The organism is Streptomyces sp. NPDC055189, assembly GCF_053606765.1.
Map to the genome: position 1 here is coordinate 1 of NZ_JBSGSG010000139.1, position 16,077 is coordinate 16,077.

16 protein-coding genes are annotated in these 16,077 nt (G+C 70.7%); 11 read left to right on the forward strand and 5 right to left on the reverse strand.

Annotated elements, in window-relative coordinates:
• Nucleotides 1–44 precede the first annotated feature (44 nt).
• Both ACWFR3_RS44830 and ACWFR3_RS44835 read right to left on the reverse strand, forming a co-directional pair.
• On the reverse strand, nt 45–3,332 hold the full coding sequence (locus tag ACWFR3_RS44830) for a family 78 glycoside hydrolase catalytic domain (protein WP_453740481.1): 3,288 nt from the start codon (nt 3,330–3,332) through the stop codon (nt 45–47).
• A 164-nt stretch (nt 3,333–3,496) separates the two neighbouring features.
• Entirely contained in the window at nt 3,497–4,768 is a 1,272-nt protein-coding gene (locus tag ACWFR3_RS44835) for an alginate lyase family protein (protein ID WP_453740482.1), read from the reverse strand.
• A gap of 320 nt (nt 4,769–5,088) precedes the next feature.
• Between ACWFR3_RS44835 and ACWFR3_RS44840 the strand changes: the two genes are divergently transcribed.
• Nucleotides 5,089–5,658: a DinB family protein gene (locus ACWFR3_RS44840; RefSeq protein ID WP_453740483.1), complete on the forward strand. Its 570-nt coding sequence runs from the start codon at nt 5,089–5,091 to the stop codon at nt 5,656–5,658.
• 76 nt (nt 5,659–5,734) lie between these two features.
• Here ACWFR3_RS44840 and ACWFR3_RS44845 read toward each other — a convergent pair whose 3' ends face one another.
• Nucleotides 5,735–6,316: a TetR/AcrR family transcriptional regulator gene (locus tag ACWFR3_RS44845; RefSeq protein WP_453740484.1), complete on the reverse strand. Its 582-nt coding sequence runs from the start codon at nt 6,314–6,316 to the stop codon at nt 5,735–5,737.
• Between the two features lie 258 nt (nt 6,317–6,574).
• On the opposite strand from ACWFR3_RS44845, the gene ACWFR3_RS44850 reads away from it, so the two are divergent.
• The 3 genes from ACWFR3_RS44850 (at nt 6,575) to ACWFR3_RS44860 (ending at nt 9,802) form a co-directional block, all read left to right on the forward strand.
• The gene (locus tag ACWFR3_RS44850; RefSeq protein ID WP_453740485.1) at nt 6,575–7,732 is read left to right on the forward strand and encodes an agmatine deiminase family protein; all 1,158 of its coding nucleotides are present in this window, start codon (nt 6,575–6,577) and stop codon (nt 7,730–7,732) included.
• Between the two features lie 142 nt (nt 7,733–7,874).
• Nucleotides 7,875–9,380, forward strand: a complete 1,506-nt coding sequence (locus ACWFR3_RS44855; RefSeq protein WP_453740486.1) for a carotenoid oxygenase family protein — start codon at nt 7,875–7,877, stop codon at nt 9,378–9,380.
• A gap of 182 nt (nt 9,381–9,562) precedes the next feature.
• Nucleotides 9,563–9,802 (forward strand): hypothetical protein, encoded by a 240-nt coding sequence (locus ACWFR3_RS44860; protein WP_453740487.1) that lies wholly within the window; start codon nt 9,563–9,565, stop codon nt 9,800–9,802.
• A 128-nt stretch (nt 9,803–9,930) separates the two neighbouring features.
• Here the strand turns inward: ACWFR3_RS44860 and ACWFR3_RS44865 are convergent, their stop codons facing one another.
• Nucleotides 9,931–11,058, reverse strand: a complete 1,128-nt coding sequence (locus ACWFR3_RS44865; RefSeq protein ID WP_453740488.1) for a S1 family peptidase — start codon at nt 11,056–11,058, stop codon at nt 9,931–9,933.
• A gap of 219 nt (nt 11,059–11,277) precedes the next feature.
• On the opposite strand from ACWFR3_RS44865, the gene ACWFR3_RS44870 reads away from it, so the two are divergent.
• From ACWFR3_RS44870 to ACWFR3_RS44885, 4 genes are all read left to right on the forward strand, one after another.
• Nucleotides 11,278–11,877 (forward strand): RNA polymerase sigma factor, encoded by a 600-nt coding sequence (locus tag ACWFR3_RS44870; RefSeq protein ID WP_453740489.1) that lies wholly within the window; start codon nt 11,278–11,280, stop codon nt 11,875–11,877.
• A complete protein-coding gene (locus ACWFR3_RS44875; RefSeq protein WP_453740490.1) occupies nt 11,874–12,506 on the forward strand; it encodes a hypothetical protein in 633 nt (210 codons plus the stop codon). The genes ACWFR3_RS44870 and ACWFR3_RS44875 overlap by 4 nt, the downstream gene beginning before the upstream one ends.
• Before the next feature lie 97 nt (nt 12,507–12,603).
• A complete protein-coding gene (locus ACWFR3_RS44880) occupies nt 12,604–13,002 on the forward strand; it encodes a hypothetical protein (protein ID WP_453740491.1) in 399 nt (132 codons plus the stop codon).
• Between the two features lie 71 nt (nt 13,003–13,073).
• A complete protein-coding gene (locus ACWFR3_RS44885) occupies nt 13,074–13,475 on the forward strand; it encodes a peptidase M23 (RefSeq protein ID WP_453740492.1) in 402 nt (133 codons plus the stop codon).
• Between the two features lie 53 nt (nt 13,476–13,528).
• Here the strand turns inward: ACWFR3_RS44885 and ACWFR3_RS44890 are convergent, their stop codons facing one another.
• Nucleotides 13,529–14,569 carry a helix-turn-helix transcriptional regulator gene (locus ACWFR3_RS44890; protein WP_453740493.1) on the reverse strand — a complete coding sequence of 347 codons (1,041 nt, stop codon included), beginning with the start codon at nt 14,567–14,569 and terminating at the stop codon, nt 13,529–13,531.
• Nucleotides 14,570–14,631: 62 nt separating this feature from the next.
• Here ACWFR3_RS44890 and ACWFR3_RS44895 point away from each other — a divergent pair, with 62 nt between their 5' ends.
• From ACWFR3_RS44895 to ACWFR3_RS44905, 3 genes are all read left to right on the forward strand, one after another.
• Nucleotides 14,632–15,219 carry a DinB family protein gene (locus ACWFR3_RS44895; RefSeq protein ID WP_453740494.1) on the forward strand — a complete coding sequence of 196 codons (588 nt, stop codon included), beginning with the start codon at nt 14,632–14,634 and terminating at the stop codon, nt 15,217–15,219.
• A complete protein-coding gene (locus tag ACWFR3_RS44900; protein WP_453740495.1) occupies nt 15,216–15,677 on the forward strand; it encodes a VOC family protein in 462 nt (153 codons plus the stop codon). Before ACWFR3_RS44895 ends, ACWFR3_RS44900 begins: the two co-directional genes overlap by 4 nt.
• A 125-nt stretch (nt 15,678–15,802) precedes the next feature.
• A complete protein-coding gene (locus ACWFR3_RS44905) occupies nt 15,803–15,994 on the forward strand; it encodes a CsbD family protein (protein WP_453740496.1) in 192 nt (63 codons plus the stop codon).
• The last annotated feature ends 83 nt before the right edge of the window (nt 15,995–16,077 follow it).

Consider the following 16,077-nt stretch of genomic DNA (forward strand, 5'->3'; position numbering starts at 1 on the left):
GTGCACCGGCACCGGGGCGGCAGGGTCGCGGGGCGGGCAGAGCGTCAGGGACGCCCGGTGAACCCCCAAGTGCCGTGCGCGGCCCGGTACACCGCGTAGCCCGGCTCGGTGCGCACGAACTCGGTGCCCTGCGGCGCCCGCGCCTCCTTGCGCGAGGCTGCGGGCACATGAATCTCCGCCGTCGCGCCCACCGGCACCCGCACCGTGAGGCGCACGGTCTCGTCGACACGCGACCAGGACACCTCGGCCGGGCCCCGCACGGTGTGGAACCCGGTGCGCGCCCAGGTGACACCCGTACGCGCATCGGGCCGCACGGTGAAGGTCCGGTATCCCTCGTCGCCGGGCCGCAGCCCCGCCACGTTCTCGTACAGCCACTGCACGACGGTGCCCTGGAAGTAGTGGTCGCGCGAGCGTGAGTCGAGCGGCCACATCTCCCACATGGTGTCCGCACCGCTGTCGAGCCAGTGGCCCCAACTCGGGTAGGTGCGCTGGGTGGCGATGGCGTGGGCCACGTCGGAGTGGCCCTGCGCGCTCAGGCAGCGCAGCAGCACACTCGTGCCGAGGCAGCCGGTGTTGAGGTGGTTGCCGCGCTTCTTGATGTCCGCGAGCAGTGACGCCGTGACGCCCGCGCGGGCGCCGGGCGGAACCAGGCCGAAGGCCAGCGGGATGCAGTTGTTCGTCTGCCGGTAGTCGGGGTCCTTGGCCGTGCGGTAGTGGCCCTCGGGGGCGAGGAACATCGCGTTGAGGCTCTTCTTCAGCTGCTCGGCGGTGCTCAGGAAACGCTCGGCGACATCGTTGTCACCCCCTATGCGTGCCAGCTCGGCGGTGTCGGTGAGCGCCCTGTACAGATAGGCGGTCGCGGTGAGCCGGGTGTCCTCGGGCGGGTTGCCTCCGTAGCCGGGTGACAGGTAGTCACCGAGCGCCGTCACCGCGAGACCGTCCTTGAGGCGGCCCGTCTCCCAGCCCAAATACCGCACCAGGGCGGGCAGATGCTCCGTGATGACGCGCTCGTCGCCGTAGACCCGGTACATCTCACGCACCAGGAACGGATAGACGGTGGTCCACTCCGGAGACGGGCCCAGATCCCCGTACCCCCAGCCTCCGCTCGGCACGATCACCGGCAGCCGGCCGTCCTTGTTCTGGCTGTCCCGCAGATCGCCGAGCCACTTGCTCAGGAAACGGTGCATGCCCAGGGCGTACATCATGACGGGCGCCCCCACCTGCGCGTCGCCCGTCCAGCCGTTCTTCTCGTACATCGGCGTGTCCGTCGGGATGCCGTGCAGATTGTTCTGGATCGTGCGCCGCATGGCCCGTTCGAGCCGCTCGTAGAAAGGCTCGGAGCAGGCGAAGGTGCCGGTGTCGTCGACGGGGGTGTGCACCACGAGGCCGAGCACGTCGTCCGGATCGGGCTTGCCGGGCAGCCCGCTGACCTGGACGTAGCGGAAGCCCTTGTACGAGAAGCGCGGTTCCCACACCTCGTCGGACCCGCCGCCCGCGCAGATGTACTCGTCGGTCTGGAACCGGCCGGGCACATGGCCCGTCTCGGCGTGCACGCTTCCGTCGTCCTTGAGCTTCTCGCCGTGCGCGAGCCGGATCGTCGTACCGGCGTCGGCCCGCACGCGCAGCCGCGTCCAGCCGGCCAGGGTGCGCCCCATGTCGACGATCCAGTCGTCGCCGTGCGCCTTCACCTCCACGGGCCGCACGGTGTCGATGACCTCGATCGCATCGTGGGGCTGCGCGCGCAGGGTGCCCTTCGGCGGCTCCCGGCGTACGGGCCGCTGCCAGTCGCCGTCGTCGAATCCCGGACCGGTCCAGTCGCCGGGATCCTCGCGGGCGTCGTAGGTCTCCCCCGCGTAAAGGGAGTTGGACCGGGTCGGTCCCTCGGTGATCCGCCACGACCCGTCGGTGGCGACGGAGGTGCGCGAGCCGTCCGGGTGGTCGATCTCCAGCTGGCCGATGAGCTGCGGCTCCCCGTGCCACGGCGGCTTGTGCCAGTTCCAGACGTTGGGTGTCGTCATGCCGTAGAAACCGCGGCCGAGGGTCACGCCGATGGCATTGGAGCCGCGCCGGATCCGGTCCGTCACGTCGTGCACGGCGTAGAAGACCGTCTCTTCGTAGTCCGTGAAACCCGGATCGAGCACCTGGCGGCCGATCCGCCGGCCGTTGATGTGGGCCTCGTAGTAGGCGAGACCGCTGATGTAGATGCGAGCACGGGTCACGGGCTTGCGGACGGTGAACTCGCGGCGCAGCAGCGGTGCGGGCTGCTCGGTCGCGGGGACCTGCGCGTCGCTGCCCCAGGGGCCCTCGCCGAACGGTGCGAGCACCTGCGCCCCGGGCCACCCGCTGTCGTCGAAGCCCGCCGTCTGCCAGCCTTCCTTCTCCGACTCCGCACAGCGCCACCCCGCCCCGGTGACCAATTCCCTGGCCCCGTAGCCGGTTTCCACAAGCAGCCGGACGAGCAGGCCGCCGGGGTTGACCGATGCGCTGCCGCGGTTGGTCGCGCGGGCGGCGACCACCACGCGCCGGCCCGCGCCCCGTACGCGCTCGGTCACGTCGGCGAGGCGGGCGGCGCGCCAGCCGTCGGTCTGCTCCGGTGCGTGCAGCACCTCCTCGCCGTCCAGGTAGAGGGTGAAGTCGTCGTCGGCGGTGGCCACGACCCGGGCTGCGGACACCTCGGCTCCCTCGGGCAGTTCGAGCACGCCGCGGAACCATCTGGGCCCGGCCGGGGCGTCCTGCGAGGTGGAGCCAGGCGACCAGATCCAGGACGCCCCGTCGAATCCGGGTGGTTTCGGGGCGGCGTCGGCTCCGATCCAGTGCCCCTGCCAGGCGTCCTTCGCCAGGGCGGTCTCCCACCACCGCGAGGCGCTCCAGGCCGAGGCCCGCCCTTCGGCGTCCCAGACCCGCACCTGCCAGTGGTAGCGCGTACGGGGCTTCAACGCGGGTCCGCCGTAGGGGACTTGGAGGGTCCGTTCGGAGGTGATGCGCCCGGAGTCCCACACCGCCCCGGCCTTCGCATCGCCCGGGCTCGCGGCGATCGAGACCCTGATCTGATAGGCGCTCTGCCGGGCGCCGCGGCCCGGCGCCGACAGTTCCCAGCTCAGCCTCGGCTCGGCGACGTCCGTGCCGAGGAGCGACGTCGCGTACTCGACCGTGGTGCGCTCGATTCTCAGCACCCCCTCCCCCTTCGGCCCGTAGCCCCGGTCGTCCGCGGCTGCGATGTCCGCACCCTGGCCCAGGCCGAGGACGCCCACACCGGCACCGACCGCGGAGGTCCTCAGAAAGGCGCGCCGGTCCCACGCACCGCCGCGCGGCGTCTCATGCTCTTCGCTCATCACACGTCCCTTGGATGATGAATCCGAGTGCCCAAAACGTAAATGAAACGTTTCATTTACGGCCCGGCAAGCCTAGGTCCGTTACAGCGGGCAACTCAAGAGGTGTGCGCGGGAGCGGCTGACATCAGGAGCACCGCCCTTCAACCGCTCGCGCGCTCAACCGCTCAACCCGCGATCGAGTCCAGCTGCTCGGCCGCGGGGCGCAGCGCCCACAGGTCACCGCCGGGCGGTGTCTCCAGCTTCGGGACCGCCTTGCGCGCGGCCGGGTCTCCGGCGTCGGCCGCCGCGTGCACGACGTCGCTCGCCGCGAACCGGTGGAACTCCAGCTCGGGATGCGGCCACCGCATCCCCCCCGTGGCCGCGGGCAGCAGATAGTTCACAGCCTTGAACAGGCTCTGCCCGTCGGGGCCTTGGTGCGACCACAGGTCCACGCCCACGTGCCGGCCGATCGCGGCGAGGCGGGTGTAGGCGACCAGATCGAAGGTCGAGTAGTGCCAGCTCCGAGTCCGGGCGAGCTCCTGCGGCTGACTGCCGTCGCCCGCGATCTGCGGATCGATGCGCCGGGTGCGGGCGTCGAGGACGGTGCGGCGGGCGAGGGCCGTGTCCCCGGTCGCGTAGGCGAGGGCGGCGACCTGCATGTCGTAGAACGTGCCGTGATTGTTCTGCGCGGCGCCCTCCTGCTTGCCGAAGTCGCTGTCGACGAGCCAGCCGAGGAAGTCCTTGTTCCACTTGCCCATCGCGGAACGGTCGCCCTTCGACCAACCGGGCGCACCCGTACCGAGGATCGCGATCGCGTCCACGACGCTGGTGTAGGACTGGGAGAAGTCGATGATGCCGATGGCACGGCCGTCGTACTTGCAGGGGATGAACTGCGCGTGGTCCAGGTTCGAGTTCATCCTGGTCGCGGGGTCGAGGAACCAGGTGCGCAGGACGGAGGCGGCCTTCTCGGCGTACCGCTTCTTGCCCGTGTAGTACCAGGCGAGCGTGAGGTCGTACGTCGAGTCGAAGACCTTCTCCACGTCCTGGCGATCGGTCCCGGTGTCGACTTCGGGGTTGCGCTGCCCGTCGCGCTGTTCGTACGGGCAGCCCCACGGATTGTCGGCGGTCGGCGCCTGCGTGGGCCACCAGTAGGGCGCCTGGCTCAGATAGTCGTGCACGTCGCCGCCGGGCGCGGGCTTCGGCTTGTCGACGACCGTCCAGGGCCCCTGGCCGAGCCAGGCGTCGGCACGCTTCGTCAAGTACTGCACGGAGCGCTTGAGTTGAGGGTCACCGCGCTCCAGGCGGAACTTGGTCTGCTGGAGCCGCTCGCCGTCGAGCACGGCGGTGCGCGGGGCCTCCTCGCGGGCGGCGGCGTGCGCGGCCGGCATCAGGACGGAGGCGAGGGCCGCCGCCGCGGTGAACAGGGCGCCGAACCGCACCCGGGATCTTGCGCGCATCACACACTCCAGTCAGGTATCACCCACGGGGTGAGCCATGGATTTATTGACAGTCATGGATAGTCATGGATGTGAACAATGTTCGCCATGTGGACCGGGGTGAGCGTAGAGCCGCAGGGCCATCAAGGCAACGGGCGCGACGCGGCGGCAGGTTGGCGCGGTGTTGGGTTGGGGCGGCGGCGGGTTGGCGCGGTGTAGGCGCGGCAAGTACTGCTGTCGGTCTTCGCCGCTGCGCCATCTAGGACAGCATCCGACCTATACGAGTTCTAGCGTGGTCTCTGACGGCGGAACAGAACAGTTGGCACCGGAAGGCGAAGACCATGACTGCGAACGAACTGACCACCACCCCCGACGACCTGCCGGAGGGCACGACCACGGCCGTCACCGGCGAGCGCGCCGAGTGGCTGGAGACGCTGGCCAAGCACCGGCACTTCCTGCGTTTCACCACGCGCGACCTCACCGACGAGCAGGCCGGCCTGCGCACCACCGCGAGCGAGCTGTGTCTCGGCGGTCTGATCAAGCATGTCACCGAGGTCGAGCAGTCCTGGGCGGCCTTTATTGTCGACGGCCCTTCGTCGATGCCGGACTTCACGGCCATGACGCAGGCCGACTGGATCCGCCGGACCGATGGTTTCCGGATGCTGCCCGGTGACACACTGGCGGGCGTCCTCGCCGACTACGCCGATGTGGCCCGCCGGACCGACGAACTGGTCGCCACCCTGCCCGACTTGGGCGTTACGTGGCCGCTTCCGAAGGCACCGTGGTTCGAAGCCGCCGCAGAGTGGTCGGCCCGCCGGGTCCTGATGCACATCGTCACCGAGACCGCTCAGCACTCCGGGCACGCCGACATCATCCGGGAGTCCCTGGACGGCGCGACGAGCATGTCCTGACCCTCGCCGTACGCCGCTCGCCCCTCGCTGCTCCGAGAAGGCTGCGGGGGCCACGGCCTGCTGCGGCGGGCCGCGGTCACTTCCCCCGCAGCGCCGCAAGCTCGGCGTCGATGGCGCCGCGCAACAGATCGCGCGCGTGGTCGATCCGCAGGCCGCCGCTGAGCCAGCGCATGCTCAGCCCTTCGAGCTGGGCAGTGAGCCGCTCGCCCGCGGCGGCCAGCGCGGGTGCCGGAGCCGTCGGCTGCACCTGCCCCAGGAGAGCCGCGACCTCCTGGACCCACACCAGAGTCGCCCTGGCGAGGTCGTCCCGCAGCGCTTCGTCGAAGACGGCGCTGGCCCGCAGCTCGCCCCAGGCCGTGCTGTTCTCCCTGACCACCGGGGTGTCCTGCAATTCCAGGAGGAGGGTCTCCTCGAGTTCCGCACGCGGTGCGAGCGGTTCGGCTTCCGCCACCTGACCGGCCGTGTAGCGCTCGGCACGGTCGTTGATGAACTCAAGGGTCTGGCGCAGGATCCCGGTGCGGTCCTTGAAGTGGTAGTAGATCAATCCCGTCGAGACACCCGCCTCCGCGGCGAGCTCTTCGACGCGCAGGCCGCGGACGCCGCGACGGGCGATGAGCCGTGCGGCCGCTTCGAGGATCTGGGTAGTGCGAGGCGCCATGATCCCGAACCCTACCGGGCGGTTCTCGGCGGTTCGCGACGATGGCTGACTGACGCAATTTTCAGTACACGCGTCGACCTGCCAATACATCGCCACACTCCACCCCTGAGCAGGTGACAGCTGGCCTCACTCCAGATGAGGCTGCCACACCAGGAGCTGCCGAACTGCGACACTGCATCATGATCACGACCCCTATCTTTGACTGAATTTTCAGTTCGTGTCACAGTCGGGTCCTCATCACGATGATCGGAGCTCACCGTGTCCCCCCACCTGCCCTCCCTGCCCTCCCTCCCCTCCATCCCCTCCCGGCGCTCAGCCCTCCGGGCCCTCGCCGGCATCGGCACCGCGGTGCTCGGAGCCTCGGCATGCGGCCCCGGCGACGAACCTGCGGATGAACCAGCCGAGGGGCTGCGCATGGGCGCCGAGTGGGAGAGCCACGCGCGCACCTTCATGTCGTGGCCTGCGCTGACGTCGGTGTGGGAGGGGGATCTCCCCTACGTACGCAAGGACATCGCGCGCGTCGCTCGCGCGATCGCGGAGTACGAATACGTCGTGATGCTCGCCAGGCCCGACCAGCAGGCCGCCGCACAGAAGGCCTGCGGTCGGGACGTCGAGGTCATCCCGCTGGCCGTCGACGATCTGTGGGCCCGCGACACCGTGCCCGTCTTCGTGGAGCAGGACGGCGATGTCGTCGGTGTCGACTTCAATTTCAACGGGTGGGGCGAGAAGCAGGAGCACACGAACGACGCCCGGGTGGGCCGCACCCTCCTGCCGAAGTACGACATCCCCCGCAGGAAAGCTCCCCTGGTCGCCGAGGGCGGCTCTTTCGAGACGGACGGCGATGGCACCCTGCTCATCACCGAGAGCTCGATCGTCAACGACAACCGCAACCGGGGCAAAAGCCGGGCTCAGATCGAGGCCGAGCTCAAGCGCACGCTGGGCATCGAGAAGGTGATCTGGCTGGCGGGCGTGCGGGGCGAGGACATCACCGACGCGCACGTGGACAGCCTCGTGCGCTTCACCGCGCCCGGTGTGGTGCTCCTTGACCGGGCCTTCCCCGGCACGCCCGCGGACTCCTGGTCGCGCGCGGCGGACCAGGCCAAAGCGGTCCTCGGCAAGGCGAAGGACGCCAAGGGCCGCGCCTTCGAGATCATCGATCTGACGCAGCCCGACCTGGACAGGATCACTGGCCAGGGCGACGACTTCGTGTCCACCTACGCCAATTTCTATGTGGCCAACGACTCTGTGTTCATGCCCCGGTTCGGGGACCGGAAGGCCGACGACCGCGCCCGGAGCATCCTGCGGGAGCACTTCCCCGGGCGTGACGTCGTGCCGGTGCGGATCGACACCATCGCCTCCGGTGGTGGCGGCATCCACTGCTCCACGCACGACGAGCCCGGCAAGCCGGCCGACTGATACCGGGGTGGCATCAGCACCACCCCGGGCTCGGGCCCCAGGCCTCCTGACCCGCGGCCTTCGCCGGAGCAGGCTTGATCCCGTCACCAGCGAACAGCCCGGCGGACCCCCGCCGGGCACCGACGGCGAACGGGGAGACGTGATGGCCGGTCATACGCGACGGAGGATTCTGCAAGGCGCTGCGCTCGCGGCAGCGGGCGGCGTGGTCGGTGGCTTCGGCCTCGGCCATGAGGCCCCGGCGGCGCGGGCCGCGACCCGCACGGCGGCGGGCGGCAACAAGTCGCTGCCCTTCCTGGAGGGCGCTTTCGCCCCGGTCACCGAGGAGTTGACCGAGTTCGACCTGAAGGTGACCGGCCGCGTGCCGCGCGACCTGGACGGCCGCTACCTGCGCACCGGACCGAACGCCCTTGGCCTGGAGGATCCGCGGGCGCACCACTGGATGCTGGGCGACGGCATGGTGCACGGGGTACGGCTGCGCGGCGGACGCGCCGAGTGGTACCGCAACCGCTGGGTGCGCTCCGCGCAGGTGGCGAAGAAACTGGGCGAGAGGTATCCGGGCCAGGTGCCGCCGGACGACTTCGCGTGCAACACGCACGTGATCCCGTACAAGGGACGGATCCTGGCGCTGCAGGAGAGCGGACCGCTGCCCTATGAGCTGGACGGCGAACTCCGCACGGTGCGCCCGTACGACTTCCGCTCCACCCTGGAGGGCGCGTTCACCGCGCACACCAAGTACGACGCCGCTGCGGACGAGTTGCACGCGGTGGCGTACTACCCGACCTGGGACCACGTACGGCACATCATGATCGACAGGACCGGGCGGGTGGCGCGGTCCACCAGGATCCCGGTGGCGGACGCGCCGATGATGCACGACTTCGCGCTCACCCAGAAGTACGTGGTGATCGTGGACCTCCCCGTCACCTTCGACGCGGCTGCCGCCGAGGCCGGTGCGATGGTGCCGTACGCCTGGAACGACCGCCACCCCATGCGCGTCGGGCTCATGCCGCGGGCCGGGGGCGCCGCCCGCTGGTTCGAGATCGACCCGGTCTTCTTCTCGCACACCCTGAACGCCTACGACCAGGGCGACAAGGTGGTGGTGGAGTACACCTCCATGCCCGCCCCGCTCTACGTGGCGGGTCGCGGCAACGGCGGCCCTTCCGCGACCGGCACGCCGACACTCGACCGCTGGACGATCGACCTGCGCTCCGGGCGGGTCCGCGGCACCCGTATCGACGATCTGCCGCAGGAGTTCCCCCGCGTCAACGAATCGCTCGTATCCCGTCGGCACCGCTACGCGTACACGGCGAGCGCGGCCGAGATGTGGCGGGCGTACCGGACGGTCGACGGGGTGCCGCCCGACGAGAACTTCACCAACTGCCTCGTAAAGCACGACATGTTGCGCGACAGCAAGCAGGTCGTCCGCTTCCCCGCGGGGGCGGCGGCCAGCGAGCCGGTGTTCGTGCCGCGCCGGGGCGCGCGGGACGAGGACGACGGCTACGTCCTCTCCTACGTGCACGACCCCGACCGCGGCGCGACCGACCTGGTGATCCTCGCGGCACAGGACTTCACCGGCCACCCGCTGGCCCGCGTCCACCTGCCCGGCAGGGTGCCGCTCGGCTTCCACGGAAGCTGGGTGGGGGACGTATGACCTGGCCGGACGCGGCTTCGCCCCGCAACCGCGTCCGGCTGTGCTCCACGCGTCCTGGACTCGCCGGATGGCCGACGATCTTCTCCGTCTCACCGTTCCGGGTTCCGCGACGCCCTATCCGAGCGTGGACAATCCGCCCTCCGGATATCAGGTGTCCCACGGCGATACCCGGGTGTGGGTGGATGCGGGCAGCGGGACGCTCGCACAGCTGCAACGGCACGCGCGCCTCGACGAGTTGGACGCGATTCGCGCTGCGCGTCGGGGCCGGTGACAGGTCGCTGGTCCACTCCGGGGACACGGCGCCGTGCGCCAACCTCACCACTCTGGCCGGGACGCCGGAGCAAGCGGTGGCCCGCGCCGCGGCCCGGTTCGAAGGGTCTGTCGTCCATGCCGCCCCCGGAGCTGTCTTCCCGATCGGCTGAGCCGCGGGCCGCGGCCGGTGACTTGCCGGCCGCGGCCCCGGTTCACGAACGTCTGCCCGCGCTCCGGCCGATGCACAACAGGCCGTACGTCAGCGCGCGCACCCTGAGGGTGGCAATCCGGGCGGACATCAATTGGCGCCTGCTCCGATCTCCGCGCCGACCGCCGCCAGTGCGGTCGTCACGGGCTGGAAGAACGTCTCGCCGCCCGCGGTGCAGTCGCCGCTGCCGCCCGACGTGAGGCCGATCGCGCTCCCGTCAGCGGTGAACAGCGAGCCCCCGCTGTCGCCCGGTTCGGCACAGACATCGGTCTGGATGAGCCCCGTAACGGTGCCCTCGGCGTAGTTCACCGTGGCGTTGAGTCCGGTGACGGTGCCCTCGTTGAGGCCGGTGGTGCTGCCCATGCGGGACACCTCCAGGCCGACCGCCGCTTCGGCGGCCTGCGTGATCTCCACGGTCTGGCCGTCGCCCGTGTTGACCGCGCTCGGGGCCTCGGTCGCCGGATCGTCGTACGTGACAAGGGCGAAGTCGCCGTCCCCCGGGAACGTGGCGGCCTGGACGGTACCGATGGCCGCGCCGTCCTGGGCGTCCGACCAGCTCTCGGCGGCCACCCCGCAGTGTCCCGCGGTGAGGAAGCCGGGGCTCCCGTCATCGGTCGTCACGTTGAAGCCGAGCGAGCAGCGCGCGCCGCCCCCGAAGATGGCGTCACCGCCTGAGGCGAAGGGTTTGAACTCGCCCGCGGACTTCTGGATGCGGGCCATGCCGGTGCCGAGCGAATCGACGGTCGACTCCAGCTTGTCCCAGCGTTCGCCGGTGACGGTGCGGTCGGCCGTGACCACGATCTGATTGGTCCTTGGGTCGGTGGCCCACGCGGTTCCGGCGATGGTGGCCCGGGTGGCCAGCGTCTTGGCGGCGGTCCCCAGTTCGCCCGTGCTGTTGTCGACGCTGCGCGCCACCGCTCCCGCTCTGCGCACCTGGACGTTCACCGCGTTGTCGTCGCCGACGACGTTGACGACGAGCTGCTGCTTGTCCTCGTCGTAGTACGCCCCGCCGTAGGCGTCGCCGAGCTGCGAGGCCATCGGCCAGAGCAGCTTGGCCGCCGATGCCGCGCTGATCCTCTTGGCGGCGGGCCCCTCAGCGGTCTGATTCCCGGACTGCGAGGCGTTGGCCTGCTGCAACAGGACGGCTGTCGCGACCATGCCCATGGCCGCGGCCCCTGCCAGCACGGCCTTTCGCTTGGGTATTCGCTTGTGCCTCAACTCGTCGCCTCCTGTGGGGGATGCCGGTCTCGATCACCGGCCGAAGCCGGGGACATGTCCGGCCCTAGATACGGGTGGGACGAGAGTTGTGTTCATCAGCAGGGCTGAGAAGGGTTCTTGATGGGTAATCAGTTAATGCGCCCCCGGCCGAGCGCCGGGGGCGACCAGTAGCGGATCACCGGATTCGCCAGTCGTGCGACGGGGTAGCCTCACGCGGCTATGGCCAAGGAGCAGACTGGTGGCGCGAAGCCTGACAGGGCAGCGTTCGACGACGTCTTCTGCGGCCTGCTGCCCAGGCTCTATCGCAGAGCGGTGATGTTCTCCGGTTCCCGGCAGCTCGCCGAGGACGCCGTGCACGAGGCCTATCTCAAGCTCGCCGGGCGCCCCGAACGGCTGCTCGCCCATCCCGAGCCCTACGCCTACGCGTTCTCGGCACTGCTGAGCGTCGTGCGGGACGCGTACCGACGGGAGAGACGGCAGGTGCTCATCGAGGACGTCGAGACGCACGCCGCGGCGCGGGCTTCCGAGAGCGGCGACGTGTACGGGGCCGCCTTCGTCGACGGCGCCTGGGACGGCGGTCTCGAGCGGCGGCAGGGCGAGTGGGAGGCCGTGCGACTGCTGAGCAGGCTCTCGGCGCGGCAGGCGGGCGTGGTGATCCTCGTCGACCTCGACGGCTACACCATCGACGAGGCCGCGAAAATCATGAAGGTGCACCGGGGCACCGCGGCACGCCACCGCACCCGCGCCCTGGACAGCCTGCGCAGCATGCTGGTCGCATCGCGGTCCGAACCCAGACCCGAGGAAGGGAAGGCGTCATGAACTCGAAACCGGGCCCCGGTGACCCGACCCCGGGCCCCGATGACGCCGCGGTCGCCGTGCTGCGCGAGCGGTTGCGCGCCGCCGACCAGGCGATCGAGATACCGCACGGACTGTGGGACCGCGTCCGGGCCGATGCTCCCGCCGGACACCGCAGCTGGACGCACCGCCTGATGACCCCTCTCGGCTCGCCGGGCGGGCGCCGCCTCACTCTCGTCGTCGCGGCGGCGCTGGTCGGCGCGGTCGCGCTGGGAACGTGGTGGCTGGTGCGTCCGGCCGTGCAACACCGGCCGGTGCCTCCCGCGGGAGGGCGCAGCGTGACCGTCACGGTGCACAACGCGGAGGCCGCCTGCCGCGAACTGCGCACCCTGGAGTGCGCGTTGCGGGTCGCGAAGGATCCGTACGAGCGCTATGCCGCCCCCGGCAACCGGGCGGCCGTCGTCTGGCACGGCGACCCGCTGGAGGCGCTGTGTGTCATCGCCGACGGCACGCTCGTGGAGGACGAGAAGGGGATCACGTCCACGCGGTGGTATCTGGTGCGCACGGCGCTCGGCGCGGAGGGCTGGCTCCCCGGCGTCCGCACCCGCAACAGCGCCAAGGTGCCCGACTGCGTGCAGGAGAGCACCCGCTGACACGCATGTGACGCAGGTCACATCATCGGGTGTCATACGGGAGGCGGCCCCGGCCCGTGTAGCGCATGAGAGTACGCACTACACGGGGAGAACGAACATGAGCGTACGTACCTTTCTGACCGGGACCGTCGCGGCACTGGCGGTGACCGCGGGCGGCCTCGCCGTGACGGCGGGCACGGCTTCCGCCGATGCGGCGCCGAAGGCGGGAGCAGCCGCCGCCTTCACCGTCTGGGCGACCAATGTGAACGTCCGCGACAATCCGCAGTCACCGGCGACCTGCGACGGGTTCCCGTCGCCCGGCAACTGCCCCGTCGTCTCGGGCAAGTTGCAGCCCGGCCAGTCGTTCGAGGCCCGCTGCCAGCGCAAGGGCGCGACGGTCAGCGGCAACAACTGGTGGGTCTTCATCGAGCGCGGTGACTCGCGCGGCTGGATCGCGAGCTACTACGTGGACACGCCGTCCAACCAACTGCCCGGCGTCCCGGTCTGCGGCGCCTGACGGAACGACCGAGCGACAGAACGACAGAACGACAGAACGACCGAACTGAACCAACCAACGGGGAGCAGCACATGAGGATTCCGCGTAACGCAGGACGGACCGTGGCACTGGCGGTGGCCGCCGGCGCGCTCGCGCTGATCGCACCGGCGACGGCATCGGCCGGGAGCGCACCCGCCGCAGCGGTCGGGCCCGCCGCGGCGCAGCAGGCCCTGGAGGGCAAGGAGGTCCAGGTCTGGGCCAGCAATGTGCGCCTGCACGTCGAACCGTCCGTCGGCTCGGACTCGCCGACCACCTTCGGGCCGGGCAAGCTGATCGACTTCTGCCAGCGGAAGGGCGACTTCGTCTCCGAGCCGGGCCAGGGATCGAGCAGCTGGTGGTCCTACGTCGAACTGCCCGGCGGCAGTGACGGACTGTGGATCAGCAATGTCTACCTGGTGGGCGGCGAGAAGATCGACGGCGTGCCCGACTGCTGACGCCCCCCTGCACGCGCCTCTCGCTGCCACCCGAAGGCAGCGGGAGGCGCGTCTCATGCTTCCTGCGACTCAGGAGCTTCCCGCGACTCAGGAGCCGGTTCCTTCGCCTCCGGCGCCGGCGCCGCGAACGCCGCTCCGGCCGACAGCAGTCTCTGTGCCAGCTCGCGGCAGCGCTCCCCGAGCTCCGGAGGGTCGAGGACCTCGAAGTCGTGCCCCAGCAGGAGCATGTGCATCAGCACGGCGTCGAGACGTTCGGCGCCGCTGAGCACCTCGCACCGCTCGCTCCCCCGCTGCCGCACGACCGCCGCCGCGGCCGGAATCTGCGCGCGCACCGTATCGGCAGGCGCGTGCACGAGGAAGCGCGCCTGGTGCGGGTAGACCCGGCTCGCCACGCCCTCTTGTACGTACGTCGCCGCATCGGGCGCGTCCCGCGGGCGAAAGCGCCAGGTCCGTGCGGACGCGTCGGTCATCCGGTCGACGCGGAAGGTGCGCCAGTCGTCGCGGTCGAGGTCGTAGGCGAGGAGGTACCAGCGCCGGTCGGACGCGACCAGGCGGTAGGGCTCGACCCGTCTGCGTCGTGTCCCGCCCCCGGACTGATAGCCGAAGCCGGCCTCGACCTCGTCGCGGCAGGCTCTGGCCAGGGTCATGAGCACCTCGGGGTCGACGGGCGTGCGGCCGCCGCCGAAAGACTCCACCGAGCCCGTGAGCGCGCGCACCTCGTGCCGGAGCCGGGCGGGCAGCACCTGGTCGAGCTTGGTCAGCGCCTGCAGTGCGGCATCACCGGCGCCGGCGACCGCGCCGCCCGCGCCGGCAAGGAGCGAGACCGCGGTGGCGATCGCCTCCTGGTCGTCGAGAAGCAGCGGCGGCAGCTCCTGGCCAGGACCCAGGCGGTAGCCGCCGCCGACCCCCTGCCCGGCGTGCACCGGATAGCCGAGCGTGCGCAGCCGCTCGACATCGCGCCGCACGGTGCGCGGCGTGACGCCGAGCCGGTCGGCCAGCTCGGGGCCGGTCCAGACCCGGCGCTGCTGCAGCAGCCCGAGCAGGGTGAGCACCCGCTCCGTCGTGCCCCGCTCGTCACCGCGCGTCCCGTCCATGGCGCCAACCCTGCCAGAGATAACGGACCGATCCTGTCCGCCCGGGGTGTCAGGCTGGCTCCATGAACCCAGACGAAACCGACTGGAACCGGACGGTGCGCGAGCAGTGGGAATGGCACTGGACCCATCAGCTCCGGCCCCGGCTCGACGGCCTCACCGACGACGAGTACTTCTGGTCGCCGGTGCCCGGCTCCTGGAGCGTGCACCCGCGCGGCGGCTCGACGGCGCCCGTGCAGGCCGGATCCGGGGACTTCGCGATCGACTTCGCCTTCCCGCAGCCGGTCCCCGCCGCCTTCACCACGATCGCCTGGCGGCTCGGGCACGTCATCGTCGGTGTGCTCGCCGCCCGCAACGCCGCACACTTCGGCGCGCCGGAAGCGTCGTACGAGACCTGGGAGTACGCCGGAAGCGCGGCCACCGCGCTCGACCAGCTCGAGGCCCAGCTCGACGTCTGGCTGGCGGGAGTGCGCGGCCTCGGCGACGTCGGGCTACGGGTTCCGGTCGGCGAGAAGGAGCCCTACCCCGAGGCATCCATGGCCGACCTGGTGCTGCACATCCACCGCGAGCTGATCCACCACCTGTCCGAGGTCTGCCTGCTGCGCGACCTGTACCTGCACGCGTTTCCCGCCGTGAACGGAGCGACCCGATGAGCCGCCACCTGCAGATCACCTTCGACGCCCACGACCCGCGCGCCCTGTCGTCCTTCTGGCGCGACGCGCTGGATTACGTCCACCCCGGCCCGCCCGGTGTCGACCTGCCCGAGGGCGCCGACGCCCTTGCGGCGTGGGACGACTTCCTCGCGCGGATCGGCGTACCGGAGGATCAGCGCAACTCGCGATCGGCCATCGAGGACCCGGCGGGGCTCGGCCCCCGCGTGTTCTTCCAGCAGGTGCCGGAGGACAAGGTCGCCAAGAACCGCGTCCACCTCGACGTCCGCGCGGCCCCGGGACTGCGGGGAGAGGAGCGGATGGCGGCGCTGGAGGCCGAGTGCGACCGCCTCGTCGCTCTGGGAGCCGAGCGGGTACGCCGCGAGGAGCCCGCTCCCCCGATGAGCGCCGGTCACATCGTGATGACCGACCCGGAGGGCAATGAGTTCTGCCTGGACTGAGTTCGCACCGCCGTGACCGTGCGTGACGGCTGGACGGGCGGGGTCCGCATCAGCCGCCTACGTTGAATGCAGAAGCCCACATCACAGGTGAAACCGGTGGGCGCTGCACCGACAAAGGAGTGGTCATGGCTGACAAGGGCGGCATGGACAAGATGAAGGGCAAGGCCAAGGAAATGGGCGGCAAGGTCATGGGCGACCGTGACAAGCAGGCCGAGGGCAAGGCCGACCAGGCCAAGGGCGAGGTCAAGAAGGCCATGGGCGGTGCACGCGACAGCGCCCGGGATGCGCAGGACGCCCTGAAGCGCCGCCAGGGCTGACCCACTCCGCCGAAGCCCCCGCACCTGGCGTGGGGGGGCATAGGCCGTTTACCATGCCCGGCGGGGTGTTGAATTAGTGTACG

Excerpts from the sequence above, each read along its gene's own strand:
- ACWFR3_RS44845 (WP_453740484.1), bottom strand. The coding sequence starts at position 6,316 with ATGGCGCCTCGCACTACCCAGATCCTCGAAGCGGCCGCACGGCTCATC.
- ACWFR3_RS44835 (WP_453740482.1), bottom strand. The coding sequence starts at position 4,768 with ATGCGCGCAAGATCCCGGGTGCGGTTCGGCGCCCTGTTCACCGCGGCG.
- ACWFR3_RS44875 (WP_453740490.1), top strand. The coding sequence starts at position 11,874 with ATGAACTCGAAACCGGGCCCCGGTGACCCGACCCCGGGCCCCGATGAC.
- ACWFR3_RS44870 (WP_453740489.1), top strand. The coding sequence starts at position 11,278 with ATGGCCAAGGAGCAGACTGGTGGCGCGAAGCCTGACAGGGCAGCGTTC.
- ACWFR3_RS44885 (WP_453740492.1), top strand. The coding sequence starts at position 13,074 with ATGAGGATTCCGCGTAACGCAGGACGGACCGTGGCACTGGCGGTGGCC.
- ACWFR3_RS44890 (WP_453740493.1), bottom strand. The coding sequence starts at position 14,569 with ATGGACGGGACGCGCGGTGACGAGCGGGGCACGACGGAGCGGGTGCTC.
- ACWFR3_RS44855 (WP_453740486.1), top strand. The coding sequence starts at position 7,875 with ATGGCCGGTCATACGCGACGGAGGATTCTGCAAGGCGCTGCGCTCGCG.
- ACWFR3_RS44880 (WP_453740491.1), top strand. The coding sequence starts at position 12,604 with ATGAGCGTACGTACCTTTCTGACCGGGACCGTCGCGGCACTGGCGGTG.
- ACWFR3_RS44895 (WP_453740494.1), top strand. The coding sequence starts at position 14,632 with ATGAACCCAGACGAAACCGACTGGAACCGGACGGTGCGCGAGCAGTGG.
- ACWFR3_RS44840 (WP_453740483.1), top strand. The coding sequence starts at position 5,089 with ATGACTGCGAACGAACTGACCACCACCCCCGACGACCTGCCGGAGGGC.
- ACWFR3_RS44900 (WP_453740495.1), top strand. The coding sequence starts at position 15,216 with ATGAGCCGCCACCTGCAGATCACCTTCGACGCCCACGACCCGCGCGCC.
- ACWFR3_RS44905 (WP_453740496.1), top strand. The coding sequence starts at position 15,803 with ATGGCTGACAAGGGCGGCATGGACAAGATGAAGGGCAAGGCCAAGGAA.
- ACWFR3_RS44860 (WP_453740487.1), top strand. The coding sequence starts at position 9,563 with ATGCGGGCAGCGGGACGCTCGCACAGCTGCAACGGCACGCGCGCCTCG.
- ACWFR3_RS44830 (WP_453740481.1), bottom strand. The coding sequence starts at position 3,332 with ATGAGCGAAGAGCATGAGACGCCGCGCGGCGGTGCGTGGGACCGGCGC.